21 protein-coding genes and 1 riboswitch are annotated in these 24,660 nt (G+C 61.8%); of the genes, 17 read left to right on the top strand and 4 right to left on the bottom strand.

Features of this window, described 5'->3' with window-relative positions; genetic code table 11:
- Window positions 1-300: 300 nt before the first annotated feature.
- From nifH to JQN68_RS08955, 15 genes are all read left to right on the top strand, one after another.
- Window positions 301-1,164 (top strand): nitrogenase iron protein, encoded by an 864-nt coding sequence (nifH, locus tag JQN68_RS09025; RefSeq protein ID WP_225072099.1) that lies wholly within the window; start codon window positions 301-303, stop codon window positions 1,162-1,164.
- Window positions 1,165-1,237: 73 nt separating this feature from the next.
- On the top strand, window positions 1,238-2,698 hold the full coding sequence (gene nifD / locus JQN68_RS09020) for a nitrogenase molybdenum-iron protein alpha chain (RefSeq protein WP_225072085.1): 1,461 nt from the start codon (window positions 1,238-1,240) through the stop codon (window positions 2,696-2,698).
- Window positions 2,699-2,751: 53 nt separating this feature from the next.
- Window positions 2,752-4,215, top strand: coding sequence for a nitrogenase molybdenum-iron protein subunit beta (gene nifK, locus JQN68_RS09015; RefSeq protein ID WP_225072084.1), 1,464 nt, complete (start codon window positions 2,752-2,754; stop codon window positions 4,213-4,215).
- Between the two features lie 173 nt (window positions 4,216-4,388).
- A complete protein-coding gene (gene nifX / locus JQN68_RS09010; RefSeq protein WP_225072083.1) occupies window positions 4,389-4,775 on the top strand; it encodes a nitrogen fixation protein NifX in 387 nt (128 codons plus the stop codon).
- Window positions 4,776-4,986: 211 nt separating this feature from the next.
- On the top strand, window positions 4,987-5,250 hold the full coding sequence (fdxB, locus tag JQN68_RS09005; RefSeq protein ID WP_225072082.1) for a ferredoxin III, nif-specific: 264 nt from the start codon (window positions 4,987-4,989) through the stop codon (window positions 5,248-5,250).
- Between the two features lie 61 nt (window positions 5,251-5,311).
- Window positions 5,312-5,647: a NifB/NifX family molybdenum-iron cluster-binding protein gene (locus JQN68_RS09000; protein WP_225072081.1), complete on the top strand. Its 336-nt coding sequence runs from the start codon at window positions 5,312-5,314 to the stop codon at window positions 5,645-5,647.
- A 237-nt stretch (window positions 5,648-5,884) separates the two neighbouring features.
- Window positions 5,885-6,775: a radical SAM protein gene (locus JQN68_RS08995; protein ID WP_225072080.1), complete on the top strand. Its 891-nt coding sequence runs from the start codon at window positions 5,885-5,887 to the stop codon at window positions 6,773-6,775.
- Window positions 6,776-6,843: 68 nt separating this feature from the next.
- Window positions 6,844-7,593, top strand: coding sequence for a molybdate ABC transporter substrate-binding protein (modA, locus tag JQN68_RS08990; RefSeq protein ID WP_225072079.1), 750 nt, complete (start codon window positions 6,844-6,846; stop codon window positions 7,591-7,593).
- A 19-nt stretch (window positions 7,594-7,612) separates the two neighbouring features.
- Window positions 7,613-8,302 carry a molybdate ABC transporter permease subunit gene (gene modB / locus JQN68_RS08985; protein ID WP_225072078.1) on the top strand — a complete coding sequence of 230 codons (690 nt, stop codon included), beginning with the start codon at window positions 7,613-7,615 and terminating at the stop codon, window positions 8,300-8,302.
- Window positions 8,299-9,354 (top strand): molybdenum ABC transporter ATP-binding protein, encoded by a 1,056-nt coding sequence (gene modC / locus JQN68_RS08980; RefSeq protein ID WP_225072077.1) that lies wholly within the window; start codon window positions 8,299-8,301, stop codon window positions 9,352-9,354. The genes modB and modC overlap by 4 nt, the downstream gene beginning before the upstream one ends.
- Before the next feature lie 208 nt (window positions 9,355-9,562).
- A complete protein-coding gene (gene nifV, locus JQN68_RS08975) occupies window positions 9,563-10,756 on the top strand; it encodes a homocitrate synthase (RefSeq protein ID WP_225072076.1) in 1,194 nt (397 codons plus the stop codon).
- 52 nt (window positions 10,757-10,808) lie between these two features.
- Window positions 10,809-11,321 (top strand): ferritin family protein, encoded by a 513-nt coding sequence (locus tag JQN68_RS08970; protein ID WP_225072075.1) that lies wholly within the window; start codon window positions 10,809-10,811, stop codon window positions 11,319-11,321.
- Window positions 11,322-11,336: 15 nt separating this feature from the next.
- Complete coding sequence (locus JQN68_RS08965) at window positions 11,337-12,173, top strand: GNAT family N-acetyltransferase (RefSeq protein ID WP_225072074.1); 837 nt, start codon at window positions 11,337-11,339, stop codon at window positions 12,171-12,173.
- 81 nt (window positions 12,174-12,254) lie between these two features.
- On the top strand, window positions 12,255-13,838 hold the full coding sequence (locus JQN68_RS08960; RefSeq protein WP_225072073.1) for a phospholipase D family protein: 1,584 nt from the start codon (window positions 12,255-12,257) through the stop codon (window positions 13,836-13,838).
- Window positions 13,839-13,994: 156 nt separating this feature from the next.
- Complete coding sequence (locus tag JQN68_RS08955; protein ID WP_225072072.1) at window positions 13,995-18,260, top strand: acyl-CoA dehydratase activase; 4,266 nt, start codon at window positions 13,995-13,997, stop codon at window positions 18,258-18,260.
- A 153-nt stretch (window positions 18,261-18,413) separates the two neighbouring features.
- Here JQN68_RS08955 and JQN68_RS08950 read toward each other — a convergent pair whose 3' ends face one another.
- Both JQN68_RS08950 and JQN68_RS08945 read right to left on the bottom strand, forming a co-directional pair.
- Window positions 18,414-20,225: a methyl-accepting chemotaxis protein gene (locus JQN68_RS08950; RefSeq protein ID WP_225072071.1), complete on the bottom strand. Its 1,812-nt coding sequence runs from the start codon at window positions 20,223-20,225 to the stop codon at window positions 18,414-18,416.
- A 38-nt stretch (window positions 20,226-20,263) separates the two neighbouring features.
- Complete coding sequence (locus JQN68_RS08945; RefSeq protein WP_225072070.1) at window positions 20,264-20,740, bottom strand: chemotaxis protein CheW; 477 nt, start codon at window positions 20,738-20,740, stop codon at window positions 20,264-20,266.
- Between the two features lie 179 nt (window positions 20,741-20,919).
- Window positions 20,920-20,996: riboswitch (cyclic di-GMP riboswitch) on the bottom strand.
- A 469-nt stretch (window positions 20,997-21,465) separates the two neighbouring features.
- Between JQN68_RS08945 and JQN68_RS08940 the strand changes: the two genes are divergently transcribed.
- Entirely contained in the window at window positions 21,466-21,882 is a 417-nt protein-coding gene (locus JQN68_RS08940; protein WP_249621125.1) for a Ros/MucR family transcriptional regulator, read from the top strand.
- 147 nt (window positions 21,883-22,029) lie between these two features.
- Window positions 22,030-22,797 carry a PilZ domain-containing protein gene (locus JQN68_RS08935; protein WP_225072068.1) on the top strand — a complete coding sequence of 256 codons (768 nt, stop codon included), beginning with the start codon at window positions 22,030-22,032 and terminating at the stop codon, window positions 22,795-22,797.
- Here the strand turns inward: JQN68_RS08935 and JQN68_RS08930 are convergent.
- Window positions 22,778-23,959 (bottom strand): phosphopentomutase, encoded by a 1,182-nt coding sequence (locus JQN68_RS08930; protein WP_225072067.1) that lies wholly within the window; start codon window positions 23,957-23,959, stop codon window positions 22,778-22,780. The genes JQN68_RS08935 and JQN68_RS08930 overlap by 20 nt on opposite strands.
- A complete protein-coding gene (gene deoC / locus JQN68_RS08925; RefSeq protein WP_225072066.1) occupies window positions 23,956-24,630 on the bottom strand; it encodes a deoxyribose-phosphate aldolase in 675 nt (224 codons plus the stop codon). The genes JQN68_RS08930 and deoC overlap by 4 nt, the downstream gene beginning before the upstream one ends.
- Between the last annotated feature and the right edge of the window lie 30 nt (window positions 24,631-24,660).

Raw genomic sequence — 24,660 nt, 5'->3', positions numbered from 1 at the left:
GGTAAGTCAACAGCGCACGGCACGATGCAGGGCCGCGCTGGCGGCAATGATGCCACGGCAGGACCGCAGCTACAACGCAACCCCCGGAGCAAACCGGGTCAGTACATAGAAGAACGGCGCCACGGCGGCGCCCAACGGGCAAAGTCGCCCCATCCGGACAGCAATCCGGGTGGGGCATTTTTTATTTACAAGGCTTTTCGCGGGACGGTCCATCCGACGTCCAAGGGTCACGCCGGCAGATTTGCCCGCCCCGCAGCGGCCACACCCTAACTCAACGGAGGTTTCACCATGGCAAAGAAAATCAGACAGCTCGCGATCTATGGCAAGGGCGGCATCGGCAAATCCACCACCACCCAGAATACCGTCGCCGGCCTGGCATCTCTGGGCAAGAAGGTCATGATTGTGGGCTGTGACCCCAAGGCCGACTCCACCCGCCTGATGCTGCACGCCAAGGCCCAGGAAACGGTCATGGACAAGGTGCGCGAGTTGGGTACCGTCGAAGATCTCGAGTTGAGCGATGTGCTCAAGGAAGGTTTCGGCGGGACCAAGTGCGTCGAATCCGGCGGTCCCGAACCGGGGGTCGGCTGCGCCGGCCGCGGTGTCATCACCGCCATCAACTTCCTGGAGGAAGAAGGCGCCTACACCGAGGATCTGGATTATGTCTTCTATGACGTGCTCGGCGACGTCGTCTGCGGCGGCTTCGCCATGCCGATTCGCGAAAACAAGGCCCAGGAAATCTATATCGTCGTCTCCGGCGAAATGATGGCCATGTACGCCGCCAACAACATCTGCAAGGGGATCGTCAAGTATGCCTCCTCGGGCAGCGTGCGCCTCGGCGGCCTGATCTGCAACTCCCGCAACACGGACAAGGAAAAGGAACTCATCGAGGCCCTGGCCGCCAAGCTCGGCACCCAGATGATCCACTTCGTGCCCCGCGACAACCAGGTGCAGCGCGCCGAACTGCGGCGCATGACCGTCATCGAATACTCGCCGGAGCACAAACAGGCCGAAGAGTATCGGGAACTGGCCCGCAAGATCGACGAAAACAAGATGCTGGTGGTCCCGACGCCGCTGACCATGGACGAGTTGGAAGGCCTGCTGATGGAGTTCGGCATCATCGAAGAGGACGACGAATCCATCGTCGGCAAGGCTGAAAACGCCTGAAAAAACACCAGGAGGGCATGGCGGCCGCCGGCCGGGCCGCCACCCTCTTCAGCCATCACCACAGGAGCGACACATGGAAAAGCAGAACGAAGCGGTCAGGCCCCCGTTGGCGGGCATCGAGAAGAAAACCACCGAAGAACTCATCGAGGAAACGCTCGAACTTTATCCGGAGAAAGCCCGCAAGAAACGCGCCCCGCACATGGCCGCCAACGACCCCGGCGTGGAAGGCTGCGCGGTCAAGTCCAACCGCAAGACCGTTCCGGGCGTCATGAGCGCCCGCGGCTGCGCCTATGCCGGCGCCAAGGGCGTGGTCTGGGGCCCGATCCGCGACATGGTGCACATCTCCCATGGCCCGGTGGGCTGCGGCTACTACAGCTGGGGCACGCGCCGCAACCTGGTGGAAGGCACCATGGGCGTGGATGTCTTCAGCGGCATGCAGTTCACTTCCGACTTTCAGGAAAAGGACATCGTCTACGGCGGCGACAAGAAGCTCGAAGTCATCTGCCGCGAGGTGCGCGAACTGTTCCCCCTCGCCAAGGGCATCTCGGTGCTGTCCGAATGCCCGGTGGGCCTCATCGGCGACGACATCAACGCCGTGGCCAAGAAATCGGCGGAGGAGCTGGATATCCCGGTGGTGCCCTGTAACTGTGAAGGCTTCCGCGGCGTCAGCCAGTCCCTGGGCCATCACATCTCCAACGACACCATCCGCGACTACATCATCGGCACCCGCGAGTTCGCCGATGCGCCGGGCCCCTACGACATCGCCCTGATCGGCGACTACAACATCGGCGGCGACGCCTGGGCCTCGAAAAAGATCCTCGAAGAACTGGGCCTGCGGGTCCGGGCCATCTGGACCGGTGACGGCCAGATCGAGCACATCGCCGCGACCCATCAGGTCAAGCTGAACCTGATTCACTGCTACCGCTCCATGAACTACATGTGCAAGGTCATGGAAGAGAAGTACGGCATCCCCTGGATGGAGTTCAACTTCTTCGGTCCGACCAAGATCGCCGCCAGCCTGCGCGCCATCGCCGCCCGGTTCGACGAGAAGATTCAGGCAAACGCCGAGAAGATCATCGCCGAGTACCAACCGCGGATGCAGAGAGTCATCGACGAGTACCGTCCGCGCCTGGAGGGCAAACGGGTTCTGCTGTTCGTCGGCGGCCTGCGTCCCCGCCATACCATCGGCGCCTATGAAGATCTGGGCATGGAAATCATCGCCGCCGGTTACGAGTTCGCCCACAACGACGATTATGAGCGCACCTACGAAGAGATGGCCAAAGGCACCCTGATCTTCGACGACGCCTCGGAAATCGAACTGGAGAAATGGGCGGAAACCTTCCGGCCCGACCTGGTGGCCAGCGGCATCAAGGAAAAATACGTCTTCCAGAAAGCCGGCATCCCCTTCCGGCAGATGCACAGCTGGGACTATTCCGGTCCCTACCACGCCTACGACGGTTTCCCGGTTTTCGCCCGGGACATCGACATGGCCATCAACAGTCCGACCTGGAGTCTGATCAAGGCGCCGTTTTAAAGAAATGCTTGAAGCACTTCTCACCGCCTCACTTTTGTACAGGAGTAATCACCATGAGCGAACAGTGCGCCATAAAAAAAGTAACGGAAATCACCCCTGAAGAGGTCGCGCGGGTCAAGGAATGGATCAACAGCGAGGAGTATCGGGAGAAAAACCTCGCCCGCGAAGCCACCGTCATCAACCCGGCCCATGCCTGTCAGCCTCTGGGAGCGCAACTGGTGGCGCACGGCTTTGAAGGCACCCTGCCCTTTGTTCACGGCTCCCAGGGCTGCGCCTCCTACTATCGCAGCACGCTGAACCGCCATTTCCGCGAACCGGCGCCGGCCGTCTCCGACGCCATGACCGAGGACGGCGCGGTCTTCGGCGGCCAGAACAACCTCTTCGAGGGGCTGGAAAATGCCTACAAACTCTATGCGCCCAAGATGATTGCGGTGTTCACCTCCTGCATGCCGGAGGTCATCGGCGACGACCTCAACGCCTTCATCATCAACGCGCGCAACGAGGGGCATATCCCCCAGGATTTTCCGGTGCCCTACGCCAACACCCCGAGCTTCAACGGCACCCATATCCATGGCTACGACGCCATGCTGAAAGCCATTCTGGCCTACCTGACCGCGGATAAAAAGGGTTCGGCCAAGGATAACGGCAAACTCAACCTGATTCCCGGCTTTGATGCCAACACCGGCAATTACCGGGAATACCAACGCATCTGCGAAGCCTTCGGCATTCCGGTGACGGTTTTGGCGGACATCTCCGAATCCTTCGACTCGCCCCTGGACGGCACCTACCGCCCCTATCCCGGCGGTACGCCCCTGGCGGAGGCGGCGGATTGCCTCAATGCCCGGGCGACCCTGGTCATGCAGAAGTACGCGACCACGGAAACCGTCAAATGGTTGTCGGATCAGACCGACGCACCGGTGGAGGTGCTGCCCTATCCCATCGGCGTCGCCAACACCGACACTCTGCTGATGAAGCTGGCCGAACTGTCCGAAACGCCGGTACCGGAAAGCCTCAAGGCCGAACGCGGCCGGGCCGTGGATGCCATGACCGATGCTCACCAGTACCTGCACAACAAGAAATTCGCCATCTACGGCGACCCGGATTTTCTGGCCGGGATGATCTCCTTCCTGCTGGAAATGGGCGCCCGGCCCTACCACATCCTCTGCAGCCGCGGCAACAAGCGGGTCGCCAAATCCCTGCAGGCGCTGTTGGAAAAGTCTCCCTACGGGGCCGGCTGCCAGATCTGGATGAACAAGGACCTTTGGCATCTGCGCAGCCTGGTGATGACCGACCCCGTCGACGCTCTCATCGGCGATACCCACGGCAAATTCGTCGCCCGGGATGCCGGCGTGCCTCTGATCCGGGTCGGCTTCCCCATCATCGACCGGGTCAACCTGCACCGCTCGCCCTACATCGGCTACCAGGGGGCCATCAACCTGCTGAGCTCCATCGCCAACACCTTTTTGGACGAGGTGGACCGCAACTGCGAGGACAAACATTTTGAAATGATGCGTTAGCCGCATCGGGCCTGTCCCGAGGCGGCCAGGGGAAGCTTCCCCTGGCCGCCCGGGCAGAAGGGAGAAATTCACCAATGCCAACCTCGGGGATTGGGCTCCGGGCGCGAGTTGCCGGTTGGAAAACCGCTGGCGCCAAGAGCCGAACCCCCGAAGCCATCAGGAAAGGATCTGCCATGAAAGTCGCATTCGCCAGTACCGACCAGGAACATATCGACGAACATTTCGGCTGGGCGCAGAGCTTCATCATCTGGGACATCGAACCGGAAACGGCCCGATGTGCCGGCGTGGTCGCCGTAGAAGGGAATGGAGAGGGCGAGGACGACAGGATCATGGCCCGTCTCGCCGCCCTCGGCGACAGCACCATGGTCTATGTCACCCAGATCGGCGGTCCGGCGGCGGCGCGCCTGGTGGCCCGCAAAATCCATCCCGTCAAGACCAAGGGCAATGAAACCATTGCCGAGGTCGTTGCCAAACTGCAGCAGGTCATGCGCGACAACCCGCCGCCCTGGATGCGCCGCGCCATGCATCTCGGCATGCGCCCGGCACCGGACGCGGAATAAACGGCATCGACCGTCACCCTGACCCTTTATCCAACGTAACTATTCAGCACAGGGGCTCGGGGCGCCCTCCCCGAGGGTGCCTGGCGCCCGGATGGCAACCGTCAAGCCCCAGGGATGGGTTCATGCGGCCCTCGGGGAGGGCGGCGCGAGACCCTGCTCCACGATGCTGAATAGTTACTATCCAATATCCAACATTCAAGGAGTAAACACCATGGCCTACTACACCGGAAAAACCAAGGAAGGCAAATCCTGGACCCCGACCTTCGTGGTTGCCGTCGACGATGAAAAATGTCTCGGCTGCGGCCGCTGCTACAAGGTCTGTTCCCGCTCGGTGCTGGGTTTCCACGAAGTGGATGAAGAAGACTCGGCGCGCATGTTCATGTTCGTCGACAATCCCGGCAACTGTATCGGCTGTGCCGCCTGCGGCGTGACCTGCCCGAAAAAGGCCTTTTCCTTCAAGCCGTTGGAGATCTGATCCGATTGGCCGGGCGGTCACAGACCCTGACCGTCCGGCCCCTTTCCCAAGGAGTTGCGTCATGCGCATTGCCGTTGCCACCCTGGATGGTCATGAAGTGGACCTGCATTTCGGGCAGGCGGCCGCCTTTACCGTGTTTTTGGTCGATGAACGCAGCATCGAGCAGGAAAAAACCATTCTGGTGGAAAAATACTGTTCCAGTGATCCGGATCACACTTTTCACCAGCAGCGTTTCCAGGCCATCGCCGAAGCTTTGGGCGATTGCCGCGCCGTGGTCAGTGTCCGCATCGGTGATCTGCCCCGGCAGGCTCTGGAGTCGGCGGGATTGACTCACATTGCGGCGGCCGGGCCCATCGAACCGGCCCTGCGCAGTGCATATCAGCTGCTGACCGCATAAAAAATAAACAAAGTTCCCTGCCTCTCTGCGATTCAATCTTCTTCAAAGAAGATAACATCAACAATTTCAATCGAATACAAACTTGGCACGGCCCGTGCTTTGGAATTAATGAAACAACCGGCACAACGATGTGCCCGACTCAAGGCAATGGGGCCCGGCGGCAGAATCCGCCCGGGCCCTTTTTTATTTGCTTCCCGAACCTGATACCGGTCCGGCCACCCACGAAAGGAGCCTCCCATGTCCGCCACATCCTGTCCCAACAGTGCCAGCCCGGCCGGTGGTCATCCCTGTTTCAGCGCCCAGCACAGCCATAACGCCCGCATCCATCTGCCGGTGGCGCCGGGCTGCAACATCAAGTGCGGGTTTTGTGAGCGGCGCTTCGATTGCGCCAACGAAAACCGTCCCGGCGTCACCAGCCGGGTTTTGACCCCCGAGCAGGCCCTGCAGCGGGTTTCCGCTCTGCTGGCCCATCCCCAGGTGGGCGAGGCTCTGAAGGTGGTGGGAATTGCCGGTCCCGGCGACCCCCTGGCCAACCCCAATACCTTCGAAACCTTTCGCCTGGTGCGGGAAGCCTATCCTCATTTGCAGCTGTGCCTGTCCACCAACGGTCTAATGCTGGCGGAAAAACTGCCCGTCCTGCAGGAGGTGGGCGTGGGCAGCATTACCGTGACCATGAATGCCCTGACTCCGGCAACAGGCGCCAAGGTCTACCAGTGGGTGAAACTGGGCGGCACCCTGCTGCGCGGGGCGGACGCCGCGGCGGCCCTGATCGATGCCCAATTGGCGGGTATTGCTGCCGCTACCGAGGCCGGCCTGTTGGTCAAGATCAATTCCGTCTACATCCCCGGCGTCAATGACCACGAAACCCTGCCCCTGGCCGAGATGGCCAAAAGCCTGGGGGCGCGCATGATGAACATCCTGCCCCTGATTCCGCAGGGCATCTTTAAAAACCACCCGGTACCGGATGCGGCGCAGATGGAAGCCATCCGCAGCCAGGCCGAAAGGATTCTGGCCCAGTCCCGCCACTGTCAGCAGTGCCGGGCCGATGCGGCGGGCGTTCTGGGATTGGATTTGGCCACCGCCGAACTCGATGTCGCGCCCGTGGTTCCATTCCGCATGTGCCGTTGAAACAAACCGGTGGAATCGGCGTCCATCCGCAAGGTGTTCAATCCATTCTCCTGATGAGAGGTCAAATCATGAACAAACTCCTTGGTCTGATTATACTGACCTGCGCGATCCTGGTTATCCAACCGGCTGCCGCTGCCGAAATCCGCGTCGCAGCGGCCGCCAGCCTGTCCGATGCGCTGCGCGCCCTCGACGCAGCCTACCGGGAAAGGCATCCTCAAATGCAATTGGTGCCCAACCTTGCCGCCTCCGGCACCCTGGCGCGCCAAATCGTCGCCGGTGCTCCGGCGGATCTGTTCATTTCCGCCGACCGGCAATGGATGGATCACCTCGTCACTGAAAAACGCATCGTGCCGGGCACGGTGCGGGTTCTGGCGCAAAACAGCCTGGTATTCCTCGGCCGTTCCGACCAAACGGTTCGCAGCCTGGCGGATCTGCCGGGGCTGCAGCGCATCGCCCTCTGCAGCCCCGGCAGTTCGCCCGCCGGGCGCTACACGGAGCAGGCTCTGAAGAAAGCCGGTCTCTATCCTGTTCTGCAGCAAAACAAGCGCCTGGTGCTGGCCAAGGATGTGCTGCAGGCGCGCATGTACGCAGAGCGGGGCGAGGTGGACGGCGCTTTTGTGTTTCGCACCGATGCCCTGTTGGCCAAACAGGCCCGCATTTTGTTCGAGGTTCCCGCGGACCTGCATGAACCGGTGTTGTATCCCGTGGGGTTGACGCCTGAAGGGGCACGGCGCGCCGAGGTGCAGGAATTTTTCAAGTTTCTTGCTTCGCCCGAGGCCGGCCGGATCCTTGCCGGTTTCGGTTTTTTGCTTCCCTGAGCAATGCCGAGGCGCAACCATGTTCGATCTGACCGCAACCGACTATCAGGCCGTGGCTCTTTCGGTCCGGGTAGCCCTGACCGCCACCCTGCTGTCCCTGCCCGGCGGCTTCCTGGCTGGGGCGCTGCTGAGCTTTGGGCGCTTCCGCGGCCGAGCCCTTTTGGAAGGGCTGCTGAACCTGCCCCTGGTGCTGCCGCCAGTGGTGGTGGGCTACCTGCTGTTGTTGCTGCTGGGCAGCAACGGCCTCCTCGGCGGCCTGCTGGCGAAGACCGGACTGCGCATCGTCTTTACCTGGTGGGCGGCGGTGGCGGCCTCCCTGGTAGTGGGCTTTCCATTGCTGGTACGCGCGGTGCGCATCGGTCTGGAAGAGATTGATCCCCGCCTGCTGCAGGCGGCCCGGACCCTTGGCGCCTCCCGGCGCGACACCCTGATCAGCATCGTTCTGCCTCTGTCCGGCCGGGCGCTGCTGGCCGGCGCCGGGCTGATGTTCGCCCGCAGTCTGGGAGAGTTCGGGGCCACCATCGTCCTGGCCGGCAACATCCCGGGCCTGACCCAGACCATACCCCTGGCCATCTTCGACTACATCAACACGCCGGGGGGCGAGGGTCGCGCCATGACCCTTTGCCTGCTGTCCGTGGCCCTGTCCCTGGCCGCGCTGCTCGGCAATGAAGCCCTGCTCGGCAAATGGGCCAAAAGGAGTCGCTCATGAGCCTTTCTCTGGCCCTGCAGAAGCGGTTCGAAAATTTCCGGCTGGATGTGGACTTCCGCATCGAGGGCAAACGAGTCGGCATCTTCGGCCGCTCGGGCAGCGGCAAATCGACCCTGGTGCATCTGCTGGCGGGATTGCTGGAACCGGACGGCGGCGCCATCCGTTTTGGTGATCGCATCCTGTATGACTACGGACGCCGCCTCTGTCTGCCGCCGGACCAGCGTCGTGTCGGGGTGGTGTTCCAGCACAGCCACCTGTTTCCCCATCTGAGCGTCGAAGGCAATCTGTTATACGGTTTCCGGCGGATACCCAAAATCCGCCGGCGTATCGATCCCGCCGACCTCTGCCGGGTGCTGGATATCGCCCACCTGTTGCCGCGCTCGGTGCACCACCTGTCCGGCGGGGAGCGCCAGCGGGTGGCCCTGGGCCGGACGGTGCTGGCCGACCCGCAACTGTTGCTCATGGATGAACCCCTGACCGGTCTGGACGAAAAACTCAAGTACCAGATCATCCCCTACCTGAACCAAGTGTTGACCGAATACGATATTCCCCTGCTGTACGTGTCCCATTCCATGAACGAGATGCGGCTGCTGGTGGAGGAGGTGCTGGTGCTGGACGGCGGCCGCCTGGTCGACCGCACCACCCCGGACAACCTGGCCCGGCAGCGCATGAAGGACTGCCCCATGGGCTACCTCAATTTCCTGCGCCTGGAGGATCCGCAACCCCGGGATCAACTCTGGTCCTACCGCTGGGGCAGCCAGCGCCTGATGCTCAACCAGGAACCTGCCGCCGGCGACAACCTGTTCACCCTGACCGCCCGGGATATTCTGCTGTTCCGCCGGCATCCGGAATCCATCAGCGCCCGCAACCTGTTGCGCTGCACGGTAAGGGAAGTGTTCGACCTGGGGCCGCGCGTCGGCGTGGAACTGGATTGCGGCGGCCGGCAACTCATCACCCAGATGATGCCGCCGGCGGTGACCGAACTGGACATCAGCCCCGGCAACGACCTGTATGCGGCCATCCGCGCGGATGCCTTCCGAAGGTTATATTGACCGGACCGCAGGTGGCGACGGATCTGCCCCAAAAATCACCACCGGGCCACTGAACCTGCCCGGATTATCGGCATATTTTTCTCACCGCCGGGACTTTCCCCTGGCATTTCAGGTGGTTGGAAAAAGGCATGAAGATTGCTACTTCGAGAATGAAGCCTTTCCAGCAACGGCGCCGGAAACTCCAAGAACCCGACTTGACGGAGGCGTCATGCGTGATTACCGGCCGGCAGAAATCATCATCGACGACACCACCCTGCGGGACGGTGAACAGACCGCCGGGGTGGCTTTTTCCCTGGCGGAAAAGATCGCCATCGCCCGCCTGCTCGATGACATGGGAGTACAGGAACTGGAATGCGGCATACCGGCCATGGGCGCCGACGAACAGCGCGCCGTCAAAGCCCTGGTGGATCTGGGCCTGAACGCCCGGTTGCTCACCTGGAACCGCGCCCTGGTGGAGGACATCCGCGCCTCCCTGGCCTGCGGCGTTGAGGCCGTGGATATCTCCCTGTCCGTCTCGGATCTGCATATCCGCCACAAACTGCGCAAGAGCCGCTCCTGGGTCAGGGAACAACTCAAGGTGGCCCTGGGATTTGCCAAACAACACGACCTGTACGTCTCCGTCGGCGGGGAGGACGCCAGCCGCGCCGATTTGGACTTTCTCGTCGACCTGATGGAATTGGCGCGCAGCCTGGGCGCCGATCGCTTTCGTTTCTGCGATACCCTCGGCTTGCTCGACCCCTTCTCCACCTACGAAAAGATCCGTTATCTGGCGGAACGGGTTGAGTTGGACATCGAGGTACATACCCACAACGATCTGGGCATGGCCACCGCCAACGCCATCGCCGGAGTACGGGCCGGGGCCCGCTTCGTCAACACCACCGTCAACGGCCTCGGCGAACGGGCCGGCAACGCCGCCCTGGAAGAGGTGGTCATGGGCCTGAAACATGCCTGCGGCATGGCCTGTCCCATCGATACCGGAAGACTGGTGGAGGTGTCGCACTGCGTCGCCCGGGCCAGCGGGCGCTCCGTCCCGGCCTGGAAAGCCGTGGTCGGAGAGCGGATCTTCGCTCACGAAGCGGGTCTGCATGTCGACGGCATTCTGAAGGATCCGCGCAATTACGAGCCCTTCGAGCCCGCCGAAGTCGGTCTCAGCCGCCACCTGGTGCTGGGCAAGCATGCCGGGCGGCACGGACTGGCGGAACGTTTGCGGGATCTCGGCCTCGAACCTTCACCGGACCGACTCCCGGACCTGCTGCAACGGGTCCGGACCGCTTCCCAGCGACGCAAACGCCCTGTCACCGACTTCGAATTGACCCGGATGTATCATCGTCTATGCGCCAGGCCCATAGGACGCCGAAAAATCTCGGCGGGCAGCGTGGCTCTGGCATTGACGGACAGATGACGGCAACGGCCGGCCCACTTGGCGGCAGGTTTATCAGCAAGGAGCCTGAATCATGAAACTTTACGCATTTCTCAGCAACATGGAGCAGGAAGCGGCGAGCATTTATGGCACCCTGGCCCGGCAAACGACCGGCCAGGGGATGAAGCAATTGCTGGCCGATTTGGCCATGGATCGTCTGCAGCGTCATGAAATCCTGCAGAACACGGCCTGCCCAGGACGGACCCTGTGGGACCAAGACGGTCCTTTTCAAGCCCGTGCGGCCGGTCTCTACCAGAAGCTTCTAGGCTTGCGGGCCCCGTGCGGAGACCGATCCCACCAGCTCGATTGCTGCCAGGCGGTGCTGGAACTGGAAACTCAAACCATGGCTTTCTACAACCACCTTGCGGAACAAACCGGGAACGAGGCTCTGCGGCCCCTGCTCAAGCAATCGACGGAACAGGAAAGCCGTGATCTGCTTTCCATCCAGCAGTTGTATGATTTTGTCAACGCCCCCAACCAGTATCTGGCTTGGGCGGAATCGAGCAACCTGGAGGAATTCCACCAGTTCGGCCGCGACGTCGATTGATCAGCGAGGAGCTTTGTGGCCGCACTGACCCTGGATAGCAGTCTGACTGTCAACTCCCCCGAAATTGCCGACTGGGGCAACTTTTTCTTTCTTGCTCAGGCGGAACACTGGGTGGTGCTGCCGCCCGAGGTGGCCCTCTTTCGAGGCCCCCTCGCCGCCTGGGCCTTTGGCTTGCGGCATCGCGGCGAACCGTGCGGCTTCGCCACCGCCGTGCCCTATCGCACCTTCGCCTGGCTGGGCAACCTCATTCTGTCGCCGGACCTTCGCGGCCAGGGTTTCGGGGCAATGCTGTTCGACCATGTCTGCGATCGCCTGCGACGCTCTGGAACACGGCAGATCTGGCTGACCGCTTCCGAACAGGGACGTCCTCTCTACCAGCGGCGCGGTTTCCGCGAGGTGGATCGCATCGAGCGCTGGCTATTGGAGGTGCCGAACCGCCGCCGTCGCAAGAGCGCTGCCAATGGGGACCTTGAAAGCCTGTGCCGGGCCGACGAACAGGCCTGGGGCAGCGATCGCCGCCTGGTGCTGCATTATCTGGCCACGGGCGGTGAATTGCTGGCCAGCGGCCGGAGCGTCGCCCTGCTTCAGCACCATGGCACCCTGAGAATTCTCGGCCCCTGGCTGTGTCCGGAGGACCGGCCGGGGGATCTCGCCGGACTGGCTTTGGCCGCCGCCGATGCCGTGACCGGCGGCACCCTTTATGCCGACATTCTCGCCTCCTCAGGCGCCGGACCGATGCTGAAAGCCTGCGGTTTCCGGTGCGCCGGCCTGACCAGCCTGATGGTCTGGGGCGGAGCTGCCGCCGCACCGACACCGGTGATCGCCCTGGCCAGCCTCGGCAGCCTGGGCTGACCCGAGGGACGGATTGGGCCGCTCCATTTATTCACATTAGATTTCTGGCCAAGCGGTCCCCGGTTGGTTATACTTGCCGGGATGAAAAGCATCTTTTTTTTCTTCCTCATCCTGGTTCTTCCCCTGGCCGAAGGTTGTACCCGCGTCGATCCGGGTGCGGTCAACCGCTCCCTTTCCCGAGCCCTGCCGGCGGCCGAAGACTCCCCCCTGGTCGAGCTGGTCCCCGGCGCCGCCGCTGCTCGCGAGCCGCTGTCGGGCGGACGCCTCATCAGCAGCGGTCTGGAGGCCTTTGCCTCCCGCATCGCCCTGGCCGACAACGCTGTCCAAAGCCTGGACATCCAGTACTACATCTTTCGTGAGGAGGACCTCACCGGCCTGCTGCTGCTGCAGCACCTGCTGACGGCGGCGGACCGGGGCGTCCGGGTCCGGTTGCTGCTGGACGACCTGCATTTTCGGGACGACGCCGGCCTGCTGGCCAACCTGACCGGACATCCCTCCATCGAGGTGCGCATTTTCAACCCTTTCCTGTACCGCCACAGCCTCGGTCCGGGGCGGTTGTGGGAAATCTTCTCGGACTTCCGACGATTGCACCGGCGCATGCACAACAAGCTGTTCGTCGCCGATAATCTGGCGGCGCTCATCGGCGGCCGCAACATCGGCGACGAATATTTCGAAGCCAATGAACTGCTGGATCTGGAGGATCTGGATGTGCTCCTCACCGGCCCGGTGGTGCCGGAGCTTTCCGACCATTTCGACCGGTTCTGGAACAGCATCTGGGCGTTGCCCGTAAGCGCGTTGCGGGGTTTCGCCGCTTCCCCGGAAAATCTGGCGGGAACCCGCATCCATCTGGCAGAACAGATCGCAACGCCCCGCGCCAAAGAGTTTCGACGCAGGATCGACGATCTGTCCCGGAAGCGCTCCGAACCGCCCATGACCCCGGCGGCGACGCAGGTGATTGCCGACCCTCCCTGCAAACTCATTCCCGGCCAATGCCAGGATATCCTCCCCGAGTTCAGCCGTTTCGATGACCTTCTGGATCAGGCGGAACAGGAACTGGTGATCATCACCCCCTACTTCATCCCCACCCGGGAGGGCGTCAAACACTTTCGGAGGTTGACCAAACGGGGCGTAAGAATCCGCGCCCTGACCAACTCCTTTGCGGCCACCGACCACAAAATGGTCCATGCCGCCTACCAACGTTACCGCCGGCCTCTGCTGAAACAGGGGGTGGAGCTTTACGAGTTCAAGCCGTCGCCTCAATACCGGCGGGGTCGAACCAGACGCCGCACGACCGAGGAGCGGGTGTTGCTCGGCTCTTCCCAGGCCTGCCTTCATGCCAAGGCCTATGTCATCGATGAGCGCATGATTTTTATCGGCTCCTTCAATCACGATCCACGTTCCATGCATTACAACAGCGAAATCGGCGTCCTGCTTGAAAGCTCCGAATTAGCCAGGGACCTGCTGGAACAATTCTACAAGCTGAGTCAACCGGAAAATGCCTTTCAGCTGCATCTCGAAAAGAACCCGCAGGGGTCTGTCGGCCTACTCTGGAAGGACGGTAAGGAGGCGCAGAGCAAGGACTGGCGTACGGAACCCCAGACCTTCTGGTGGGATCGGTTCGGCAACCATCTGCTCGCATTGCTGATCCCGGAAAATCTGTTGTAAGGCAAGGCTGGAACAAACAGGCTGAAGACTGAAGACTGAAGACTGAAGACTGAAGACTGAAGACTGACAACTGATGACTGACGACTGAGGGAAGTTGCACTCGATTGGCCTGAGTGAAGTCAGGGAAAATGTTTGGCGGGAGAAGGGAATGCAACCATGAGCTTAAGTATCGGAATCTGCCTGGGAGCCACCACCATCAGTGTGGCGGAACGTACCGCCGACGGCCTGCAATACCGCCGTCTGGCCCACGACGGCCGGGTCGCAGCGACCCTGCGGCAGATTCTCGACGAGCGGCCTCCAACCCGCCTGGGCATTACCGGCCGCAAGTTCCGGCATCTGGTGGCCCTGCCGACCGTAGCCGAACCGGAAGCGGTGGAACTGGCCTACGCCCATCTGCGCCATTCCTATCCGAATATGGAAGCCATCGTTTCCGCCGGCGGGGAAACCTTTCTGCTCTACCTGCTTGACGCACAGGGCCGCATCTGCGGCGTGCGCAGCGGCAACAAATGTGCCGCCGGCACGGGAGAATTCTTTCTCCAGCAGATTCGTCGCATGGAGTTGGACATCGATCAGGCCGTCGCCTTGGCCCAGAGCGCCGAGGCCTACCCGGTGGCCGGCCGCTGCTCGGTGTTCTGCAAAAGCGACTGCACCCACGCCCTCAATCATGGCGTTGAAAAGGGCCGCATCACCGCCGGCCTGTGCCAGATGCTGGCCGCCCGCATCACCTCTTTGCTGCAGCAGACCCAGGTGCAACGCATCCTGCTTGCAGGCGGGGTGAGCCAGAACCGGGTGGTGGTGGAACAGTTGCAACAGACCTTTCCAAACCTGCAGGTTCCGCCGGACGCGGCCTGTTTTGAAGCCTTGGGTGCCCTGCTGTGGGCGGAACACCACGGAGCGGAAACCGAAGGACGGTCGATCCTCGCCGAGGCACGACCTTCCTTTGAGAGCCTGCCGGCCTTGGCGGCCATTCTGCCCCGGGTGCACTTCAAAACCCTGACGCGGGCGGTCCATGACGGCGGCGAACTGCTGCTGGGTCTGGATGTGGGCAGTACCACCACCAAGGCGGTGCTGCTGCGCATGACCGACAACGCCCTGGTAGCGAGCTGTTACCTGCGCACCCACGGCGATCCGGTCGGTGCCAGCCGCCGCTGCTACCAGGCGCTCCTCGATCAATTGCCCACCCACCAGCCACCAATGATCGTCGGCCTGGGGGTAACGGGCAGCGGTCGCCAGATTGCCGGGCTGCATGCCCTGACTCCGGCGGTCGTCAACGAAATCGTCGCCCATGCCGCGGCGGCGGTCCATTTCGATCCGGAAGTGGAAACCATCTTCGAGATCGGCGGTCAGGACGCCAAATACACCTTTCTCAGCAACCGGGTGGCCTGCGACTACGCCATGAACGAAGCCTGCTCAGCGGGTACCGGCTCCTTTCTCGAGGAGGCCTGCCATGAGTCTCTCGGCATCGCCACGGATGAGATTGCCGAACTCGCCCTGGCTGCCATGGAGCCCCCTGATTTCAGCGATCAATGTGCGGCCTTCATCAGCAGCGACATCAAGACCGCCGTCCAGGAGGGCATCGGCCGCGAAGATATCGCCGCCGGACTGGTCTACGCCGTCTGCCAGAACTACCTGGCACGGGTCAAGGGCGAGCGGCCCATCGGCCGCAAGGTGTTCATGCAGGGCGGGGTCTGCTACAACCGTGCGGTGCCGGTGGCCATGGCCGCGCTCTGCCAAAGGGACATCGTCGTGCCCCCGGAGCCGGGCCTCATGGGGGCTTTCGGCGTGGCCCTGGACCTGAAACAGAAAATCGAACAGGGCCTGCTGCAGCGACGGCATTTCGACCTGGCGGAACTGGCGGCACGCCGGGTCAGCTACCGGGAACCCTTCATCTGCCGCGGCGACGGCGACGCCTGCGATCGCAACTGCAGCATCGCCCGCATCGTGGTCGACGGCAAGACTCATGCCTTCGGCGGCGCCTGCAGCCGTTATTACAACCTCCTGCAGGACCAGGGCCAGCGGTCCGCCGTCAACCTGGTCCGGGAGCGGGAAAAGCTGGTGCTGGACGATGGCCGCGACATCTCCGAGTCGGCCTCGGGAGCCACCATCGGCATCCCTCTTTCCTTAATGACGCACAGCCTGCTGCCCTTCTACGAAACCTTCTTCCGCAACCTGGGCTGTCGCGTCCTGCGCGGGGAGCAGGCAGAGAGCCGCGGCCGGGAACGCATGGGGGCGGCCTTCTGCTATCCGGTGGAACTGGCCTACGGCCTGCTGGAAGGTCTGCTTCAGCTGGAGCCTGATTATCTTTTCCTGCCCCATGTCCTGCGAGTGGCCGTGCCCGGCAGTGAGGAGGTCAACTGCACCTGCCCCCTGGTCCAGGGCGAGCCCTATTACCTGCAGGCGACCTTCCGGGAGAGGTTGGGGAACCGGGTGCTGGCCCCGGTGCTCGACTTCAGCGATGCGCGGGATCTGCGCCGCAACCTTCTGGAGGTGGCGCGCCGACTGGGCGTTGGGCGGCGGCGGGCCGAGGCGGCCCTGACGGCGGCCCGGGAAGTGCTGGATCAACTGGGGCGCCAACAGGCCCATCTGGGTCGCAAATTCCTGCATGACCTGCAACCGGGCGAAACCGCCGTGGTGCTGTTCGGCCGGCCCTACAACGCCTTCAACAGTCAGGCCAACCTGGGCATTCCCCACAAGTTCGCCAGCCGCGGCTACAAGGTGCTGCCCCATGACTGCCTGCCCCTGGTCGAACTCGACCCTGGAAGCGAGCCGGGCATGTACTGGGGGTCCGGTCAGACCCTGCTGCAGGCCGCCCGCTTCGTCGCCGGTCATCCCCAGTTGTTCGCGGCCTATATCAGCAATTTCAGCTGCGGGCCCGACTCCTTCATTCTCGGCCGCTTCCGCGACATCATGGGGGCCAAACCATCCCTGTTGCTGGAACTCGACGCCCACAGCGCCGACACCGGCATCGACACCCGCATCGAGGCCTTCATCGATGTGGTGCGGGGCTACCAGAGCCTGCCCAGTCAGCCTGCCGAGCAGGGTCATTTCGCGGCCTCCAGAACCCTGGCCGGCCGCCGCGGTCCCCTCATCGAAACCGGTGATGGCCGCCGCTGGTCCCTGACCGATCCCGGGGTCCGACTGCTGCTGCCGTCCATGGGCGAACACGGCACCCCCTGTCTGGCCGCCGCCATGCGCCATTACGGCCTCCATGTCATGGCCGCCGATCCGCCGGGCCGGGAGGAGTTGCTGCGCGGCCGCACGGTGGCGACCTGTAAGGAATGCCTGCCCCTGCACCTGACCACCGGCAGCTTTCTAAAACAACTGGATCGGCACTCCGACGAGGAGGGATTGACGGTGCTGTTCATGCCCCGCGCCCAGGGACCCTGCCGCTTCGGCCAATACAGTCGCTTTCTGGAACACCTTATCGAGAAGCAACGCCGACCCCGGGTAGCCGTACTGGCCCTGTCGGACGGCGACGGCTATGGCGGCATGCCGGCATCCTTCACCCGACGTTGCTGGCTGGCGATCAATATCAGCGACGGCCTGGAGGATCTCCACTCAGCCATTCTGGCCCTGGCCGCCCACCCCGAAGCCGCCATGGAGATCTTCCGCGCCGGCCGGCAGCGCCTGCTGGAAGCCCTGGAACGGGAGCCCTTCGGCCGGGTTCTGGAAATTTTAGGGGAAGAAATGGAACGTTTGGCCGGCTGCGAACGCGTCCTGCCCATCGAACAGGCCGTCAAGGTTTCCCTGAACGGGGAAATCTACGTGCGCCGGGACGGCTTTTCCCGCCAGAATCTGGTCGAGCGCCTGGCCGCCCAGGGCATTGTGGTGCGCACGGCGCCGGTAGCGGAATGGCTGTATTACGTGGATTACTGCCTGGGTCGCGGCCTGGCCTATCGGCAGACCCTGGTCGACCGCCTGCTGGCACACCCCAGAAGCCTGATAATGCGTCGCATGGAACGGGCCGTCAAAGCCCGGCTGCGCCGCTCGGGCTTCTACGATGGCCATGAACTCGATGTCGGGCACCTGATGCGGCAAGGCGCCCGGCTGGTGCATCCCCGACTGCTAGGCGAAGCGATCCTGACCGTCGCCTCGACCCTGAGCGAAATCGGCGACGAAACCCACGGCGTGCTTTCCATCGGCCCCTTCGGCTGCATGCCCAGTCGTTTGGCGGAAGCCATTCTGACCTACCGCCTGTCGGACGAAAAAGCCGCCTTTTCCCATGACAACGAAGCTTTCTGGAAAGCCTGCCAAGGCCAGTTGGCCCTGCCCTTCCTGGCCATCGAAAGCGACGGGAATGCCTTCTCCCAGGTGGTCGAAGCCCGTCTGGAAACCTTTATTCTATCGGTCAAACGCTTCAAAATGGAATTGGATCGATTGCATTGTCTACCACGGACCGACCTTTCCCCGTCGACCGCCTGACCTGGCAACCGGAACCCATTCCCGGACGCTTGGTTGTTTTTCGTCAAAGATCATCCGGCATTTAAAAAGCCGGCACCACCTCAACGGTGATGCCGGCTTTTTCGCGAGTCATTCTATCGACCGGTTCTGCCAACTTCCTGACAACCGGGAGAATCAATATTTGCCGAAATCCCGATCATCCAGAGCAATGACCTCTTCGGGTCGCATCGATGCGGCCGACGCCATGGGCAGGGCCCGCTGGCCGACAGCAGTCCGTTGAGGCAGCGCTTTCGGCTTTTCCAGGGGCAGGGCTTTGACGGTGTTCCCGCCTGCCCGGGATATCTTGAACCGGCCCAGCATTTGCCGCAGCAATTCAGACTGGCTGGAGAGTTCTTCGGCCGCCGCCGCACTCTCCTCGGCATTGGCCGTGGCCTGCTGGGTCACCGCTTCAATCTGGCCCAGGCCCTGAGTCACTTCCTGCAGGCCGGCGGCCTGTTCCTTGGAAGCGGCGGCAATCTCACCCACCAGATCCGACACCTTGGCGGCGCCGGCGACAATCCCCTTGAGAGCCGCGGCGGTTTTGTCGGCGATATCGGCACCCCGCTGGGTCTTGACCGTCGACTCCTCGATGAGTTGCTCGGTCTCCTTGGCCGCCTTGGCGCTGCGAGCGGCCAGGTTGCGCACCTCTTCGGCCACCACCGCGAACCCCTTGCCGTGCTGTCCGGCACGGGCGGCTTCGACTGCGGCGTTGAGGGCCAACAGGTTGGTCTGGAAGGCGATTTCGTCGATAACCTTGATGATTTTGGTGATGCTTTCCGCCGATTGGTTCATTTCGCCCATGGCTGCCACCAAGTCGCCCATGAGTTTGTTGCCGTGATTGGCGGCGTTTTTGGCTCCGGTGGAGAGAGAGTTGGCCTGGGTGGCGTTGTCGGCATTCTGTTTGGTCTGGGAGGCCAACTCGGTCATGGAGGCGGAAATCTCCTCCAGGGAAGCGGCCGATTCCGTGGCGCCCTGGGAAAGGCTCTGGCTGCCGTCCGCCACCTGGGCGCTGCCGGCGGCAATCTGCTGACCGGCGGACTGGATCTGGGCCACCAAATCACACAGGGCGGCGTTGGCGCGGGACAGCGGGGCGCTCACCAGGCCCTTGGCGGTAAAGGTGAAATCCCCCGCCGCCAGACTGTTGAAGGCCCCCAAGACCTCGTTTTTCAGGTTTTCCGCAAAAGCATCCAGGGACTGGGCCAAACGGCCGATTTCGTCGCTGCGCTGCAGATTCAGCCGCACATCAAGGTTGCCTTCGGCCAAACCTTCGATCATCTGCACCGCCTGCCCGAGAGGACGGGTGATGGTGCGGATGATAGCCCAGGAAATCCAACTCGCCAACAGCAGGCAAAGACCCGTCACGATCATGCCGACCAGACGCTGCTGCTCATAGGTGGCCACGCCGTTGCGGTATTCCCGTTCCGCCAACTGCATCTGCAGGTCCATCAACGCGGAAAGTTGCCCGGTAAGGGGGTCGATGGCGGGATACAGCGTCTCCTCGACAAACTTCAACAGCTCCGGCATTTGCCGATGCTGCAGAATTTTCTCCAGCTTGGCAACCGCCTCATCGGCAACCGCCATCAGCCGTTGCGCCTCGGCCACCTGCGCCTGTTCTTCGCCGGCCCCATGGCTGCCGCGAAACAGGTTCCAGTTGGCGACGATTTTCTCCTTCGCCTGCTGCAGTTCCCTGCCGCCCTCTTCCCAGGCAAGGGCGCCGCTGCGGACCTTGTGGGAAAGGTCGACCACGTGAACGGCGTAAAGATCCGAAACCGCTTTCAATTGCGGCAGGGATTCCAAGCGTTCCCGATAGACCTTGTCCAAGGACCCATTAACCGCTTTGAGCCCGCTGAGCCCTAAAAATCCCACCGCCAGCAAGGCCAAAATCAACCCGCCGGACAGCAGCCCTAGCCGCACACCGATACCGAGATTAGCTTTTTTCATTGCCATGTACTGCCCCCTTCAAACTGTGACGATGGATTCCCCGGCTACTGGACAACAATGGCCTGCAGGTCCAGCAGGATTTTGACATCATTGCGAATCTTGCCAATTCCACAAACGAAACGGCCGGATTTTTGACTGGTCGCGGCCGGTGCCGGTTCCACATCCTCGGGCGGGATATTTACCACCTCATTGACATGATCGACCACCACCCCCATGGTTCGGCCCTCGACGTCCACGACGATGACGCAGGTGCGTTCGTCGTACTCCCGGGCCGGCAGGCCGAATCGGGCCCGGATCTCCATGACCGGGATAATCTTCCCGCGAAGGTTGATAACCCCCTTGATATAATTAGGCAAATCGGGAACCTTGGTGATTTTCTGAATGCCGATAATTTCGATGACATGGCGGATTTCGATACCGTAATCCTCCTGAGCCACGGAAAATGTCAGGTACTTGTCCTTTTGGGTATCTTCATTTTCCGTTTCGATGGCAACGACTTTGGTCATCAATTGCTCGCTCATCAGCAAGTCTCCTTTTGCATCATTGAAGGGCGCTTTACGGTTAAGACTCCAGGGATCCTGGCACCCGGAGATACAGTTGCTGCATTCAGTGTGCCGAAAAAATAAAAAGGCACCCTGTTTTCCTCACGGATAACGGGTGCCGGCCATGGCGAGAAGATGGTTGCGCTGTGGTTTCATATTTTGGCAACCCGGCTGTCCCGATGCAGGACCCGTGGCTTTGCGTCACCGGGTTACCCCGGTTTTGCCTTTGACGGATTATTGGCAGGCCCCATTCTGAGGCTGTGAGAAAAACCAGGGCCTATCTTAGGAAATCCCGGCGAGATGTCAATAAAATTGGGCGTCGGATTTTCCGAAATTTGCCATACTTTCATGGAAATTTCTGCAAGAAAAATAAGAAACAACAAAGCCCACAGGTAAATGGCTGCCGAATAAATCGGACGAAAAAAAACAGCCACGGCAACATAGAGTTTGACCGGATAACGATGTCAAGGCCGGTAAAATGAAATATGGCAATCGAGGTACCGGCGCTAATCGGAAAATGGAGGTTCGGCGATCATTCAGCAACTTCCGGAAAATAATTGCCGGAGAGCTATTCAAACAACGAAAAAAGATAATTTTCCCTTGATTTTAATTTCATTTCTTGTATTAAGTATGGAGTAACTCAGCAATCAATAACTCACTTTTCTTACTCAAGGAGGCATTATCCTATGGCCACATTGCTTGAAATGGCTGCCGAAATCGTTGCCGCGCACGCATCCACCACCCCCATGACCAAAGAAGAACTGATTGCGGAACTCAGCGAGTTGCACAAAGCTCTTTCCGCCATTGATAAAGGAGAGGCGGTTGTCGAGGAAACGGTGGAAGAAGAAGCGGCTCAAGCTCCTGTCATCTCCCGCAAAAAAGCCTTTGGTAAAGACAAGGTTACCTGCATGATTTGCGGCAAAACCATGAAAACCCTGGCGCGCCACCTCAAGACCAATCATGGCATGACCCCTGCTCAATACCGCAAGCAGTTCGACATCCCCCGTACCCAGCCGCTGGCAGCCCGCGCCTATTCCGAAAGCCGCCGTCAGATGGCCATCGATCGCGGTCTTGGCGACAACCTTGCCAAAGCCCGCGCGGCCCGCGCCAAAAACAAATAAGCGCATGAACCAACAGGTTCCGGCCCGCTCTGCCAAAAGCAGCGGCGGGCCGGACACTTTCCGAACCTGACATGCTATGGTCGGGCATGAGGAAAAGTACGTTCCGAGACTTTCCACCTCCAGGCACTCACTTCCGGACGCGAATCAATGAAACGTCTAATACTCGGCGATCCCCGAAAAAAACTGGTCACCATGCTGGAAATGATCCTGCAGCATTGGGGCTATCGCGTACTGCCCGTGGCCCGTCCGGAGAAGATGTCGACATTGATGGAGGAAACCGCACCGGATCTGATTCTGCTTCATGAGGCCTGGCTGGCCGATACCACATTGGCCGACCGACTCGGGAGACAGACCGGCCTGATCCTGCTCGGCGAAACAGGCAGCACCGTCCCTGCGCCTCCCGGACATGACCGTTTGGATGTACCCCTGGATATTTTCTCCCTGTTCGCCACCGTGCAAAAACATCTCGAGCAACATCCCAGACAGAACATGCGCCTGGCCATCCAATTGCCGGCCATGCTGTGTCGTGCGGAGAGCTGTCATCTGGGGGAGGTGTTGAGCCTGAGCAGTCAGGGGGTGTTCATCAAAAGCGGGTTCCGCTTTCAGGAAGGGGAATGCTTCAGCATCGTCCTGCCCCTGCTGGGCATGCAGCAGGAACTGGAATTGTCGGGCCGGGTATTGTATTGCGTTGCCCCCGATCCCAAAAACAATTACCAGCAGGGTGCCGGGGTCGAATTCACCAACCTCGAACCGGACCACCGGCACTGTCTGGAACATTATCTGGAGCATCTTTTTCTGGATGAACTGGTCGACAGCGGCAGGGACCTGAGCCATCGCGGCCAGGAACCGGAAAGCCCCTTGCTGCGATTGTTGGCCGCCAACCCCTCCGAAAACCTCAGGCCCTCGTCGGCCTGATCCGCTCCAGGAAGCTGCGACCGCAAGGCTGTGCCACCCGGAACAGTTCCGCCAGGGTGGCCGCCACATCGGCAAAACTTTCCCTTATCCCCAGGTCCACGCCCGGTGCAAGGCCTTCCCCCCAAGCCAGCAAGGGCACAATTTCCCGGCTGTGATCGGTACCGGGAGTGGTGGGATCGCAACCGTGGTCGGCGGTAATCAGCAACAGGTCGGCCGGCTGCATCGCAGTCAGAAAACCTGCCAGCCAGACATCGAACTCCTCCAGTGCCCGTCCGAACCCGCCCGCATCGAGACGATGCCCATAGAGCATGTCGAAATCCACCAGGTTGGTGAAAATCAACCCATCGGGAATCTGTTCCAGCGCCTCCAGGGTTCGTTGCATGCCTTCGCGGTTATGCGCGGTTTTCACCCAACCGGTCAGACCCTGGCCGGCAAAGATATCGTGAATCTTGCCGACACCATAGACACTCCGGCCGGACTCCTTGAGACGATCCAGGAGTGTCGGAGCACCCGGCGGCATGGCAAAATCACGGCGGCGCGGGGTGCGCACATAATTGTCCGGGCCATCGCCGGTAAAGGGCCGGGCAATCACCCGCCCGATACGCCACGGGTCCAACAGGCGCCGGGCGATGCGGCAAAGCTCGTAAAGCCGCTCCACCTCCATCACGTCCTCATGGGCGGCGATCTGGAACACGGAATCGACACTGGTATAGACGATGGGCCGGCCGCTGCGGCGATGTTCATCCCCCAGCTGCCGCAGGATCTCGGTGCCGCTGGCGGCAATATTGCCCATCACCCGGACCTCGGCCTGTTTTTCAAAGTCGGCGATGATGTGGTCGGGGAAGCCTTGGGGAAAGGTGGCGAAGGGATGGTCCTGTATCAGGCCGGCCAACTCCCAGTGTCCGGTGGTGGTATCCTTGCCGGCGGATACCTCCAGCATTCGACCCCGGGCCGCCTCTGGAAGAGCCACCGGTGCCACGCCGGGTATCGGGCAGATGTTTCCCAGGCCGAGGCGCTCCAGGGTCGGCAGGCGCAGCCCGCCGCAGCGCTCGGCAACGTGCAGCAGGGTGTTGGCATCGGCATCGCCGTAGGCGGCCGCATCCGGCTGGGCGCCCACACCGACACCATCCAGCACGATAAGGATGACGCGCTGCCAAATCATGCCGGCGTTCCCTTGCGGAGCCGACTCTCGGCCTGCACGATGGCCACGCCGCTGCTGGTGCCGAGGCGGCTCGCCCCGGCCGCCAGCATGGCGCGAGCGGCGGCCAGATCCCGAATGCCCCCGGCCGCCTTGACGGAGATACGCCCTGCCGCCACCCGATGCAGAAGGGCGACATCGGCCGGGGTCGCTCCACCGGGGGCGAAGCCCGTCGAGGTCTTGACATAGGCGGCGCCGGCAGCCACCACCGTCTCGGTCAGGACCGTTTTCTGTTCATCCGTGAGATAGCAGCATTCGATGATGACCTTGACCAGGGCGCCCGGAACAGCGGCCACTACTGCCGTGATATCGGCGTGAATGCTTGCCAGGCGGCCCTCCAGGGCCGCCCCCAAATGAATGACCATGTCGATCTCGGTGGCACCGGCGGCCAAGGCCGAACGGGCGGCAAAGGCTTTTGTCTCCGGCAGGTCATAGCCGCAGGGAAAACCGACTACCGTACCCACCGCCACCCTGCTGTCCTGCAGCAGGCCGGCGGCCAGCGCAACATGCACCGGCGCCAGGCACACGGATGCGAAGTTCCAGTGCCGGGCTTCACGGCAAAGTTGCTCGATATCCGCCGCCGTGGCCGTCGGCCGCAGCAGGGTATGGTCAATGGCCGAGGCGATGCTGTTCATGTCCTGCGCCGCCGGACGAATCCTTCCGGC

This window comes from Desulfuromonas sp. CSMB_57 (genome assembly GCF_020194955.2).
In the GTDB taxonomy this organism is placed as follows: domain Bacteria; phylum Desulfobacterota; class Desulfuromonadia; order Desulfuromonadales; family Syntrophotaleaceae; genus JAFCIY02.
This window is presented reverse-complemented; position numbering and strand designations above follow the sequence as displayed.

What these genes read in the sequence shown, in the direction of transcription:
- JQN68_RS08935 (WP_225072068.1), top strand. Translation starts at nt 22,030, where the DNA reads ATGAAACGTCTAATACTCGGCGATCCCCGAAAAAAACTGGTCACCATG.
- modC (WP_225072077.1), top strand. Translation starts at nt 8,299, where the DNA reads ATGAGCCTTTCTCTGGCCCTGCAGAAGCGGTTCGAAAATTTCCGGCTG.
- nifK (WP_225072084.1), top strand. Translation starts at nt 2,752, where the DNA reads ATGAGCGAACAGTGCGCCATAAAAAAAGTAACGGAAATCACCCCTGAA.
- JQN68_RS08950 (WP_225072071.1), bottom strand. Translation starts at nt 20,225, where the DNA reads ATGGCAATGAAAAAAGCTAATCTCGGTATCGGTGTGCGGCTAGGGCTG.
- JQN68_RS09000 (WP_225072081.1), top strand. Translation starts at nt 5,312, where the DNA reads ATGCGCATTGCCGTTGCCACCCTGGATGGTCATGAAGTGGACCTGCAT.
- JQN68_RS08930 (WP_225072067.1), bottom strand. Translation starts at nt 23,959, where the DNA reads ATGATTTGGCAGCGCGTCATCCTTATCGTGCTGGATGGTGTCGGTGTG.
- JQN68_RS08970 (WP_225072075.1), top strand. Translation starts at nt 10,809, where the DNA reads ATGAAACTTTACGCATTTCTCAGCAACATGGAGCAGGAAGCGGCGAGC.
- nifX (WP_225072083.1), top strand. Translation starts at nt 4,389, where the DNA reads ATGAAAGTCGCATTCGCCAGTACCGACCAGGAACATATCGACGAACAT.
- nifD (WP_225072085.1), top strand. Translation starts at nt 1,238, where the DNA reads ATGGAAAAGCAGAACGAAGCGGTCAGGCCCCCGTTGGCGGGCATCGAG.
- JQN68_RS08995 (WP_225072080.1), top strand. Translation starts at nt 5,885, where the DNA reads ATGTCCGCCACATCCTGTCCCAACAGTGCCAGCCCGGCCGGTGGTCAT.
- modB (WP_225072078.1), top strand. Translation starts at nt 7,613, where the DNA reads ATGTTCGATCTGACCGCAACCGACTATCAGGCCGTGGCTCTTTCGGTC.
- fdxB (WP_225072082.1), top strand. Translation starts at nt 4,987, where the DNA reads ATGGCCTACTACACCGGAAAAACCAAGGAAGGCAAATCCTGGACCCCG.
- JQN68_RS08955 (WP_225072072.1), top strand. Translation starts at nt 13,995, where the DNA reads ATGAGCTTAAGTATCGGAATCTGCCTGGGAGCCACCACCATCAGTGTG.
- modA (WP_225072079.1), top strand. Translation starts at nt 6,844, where the DNA reads ATGAACAAACTCCTTGGTCTGATTATACTGACCTGCGCGATCCTGGTT.
- JQN68_RS08940 (WP_249621125.1), top strand. Translation starts at nt 21,466, where the DNA reads ATGGCTGCCGAAATCGTTGCCGCGCACGCATCCACCACCCCCATGACC.
- JQN68_RS08960 (WP_225072073.1), top strand. Translation starts at nt 12,255, where the DNA reads ATGAAAAGCATCTTTTTTTTCTTCCTCATCCTGGTTCTTCCCCTGGCC.
- JQN68_RS08945 (WP_225072070.1), bottom strand. Translation starts at nt 20,740, where the DNA reads ATGAGCGAGCAATTGATGACCAAAGTCGTTGCCATCGAAACGGAAAAT.
- deoC (WP_225072066.1), bottom strand. Translation starts at nt 24,630, where the DNA reads ATGAACAGCATCGCCTCGGCCATTGACCATACCCTGCTGCGGCCGACG.
- nifV (WP_225072076.1), top strand. Translation starts at nt 9,563, where the DNA reads ATGCGTGATTACCGGCCGGCAGAAATCATCATCGACGACACCACCCTG.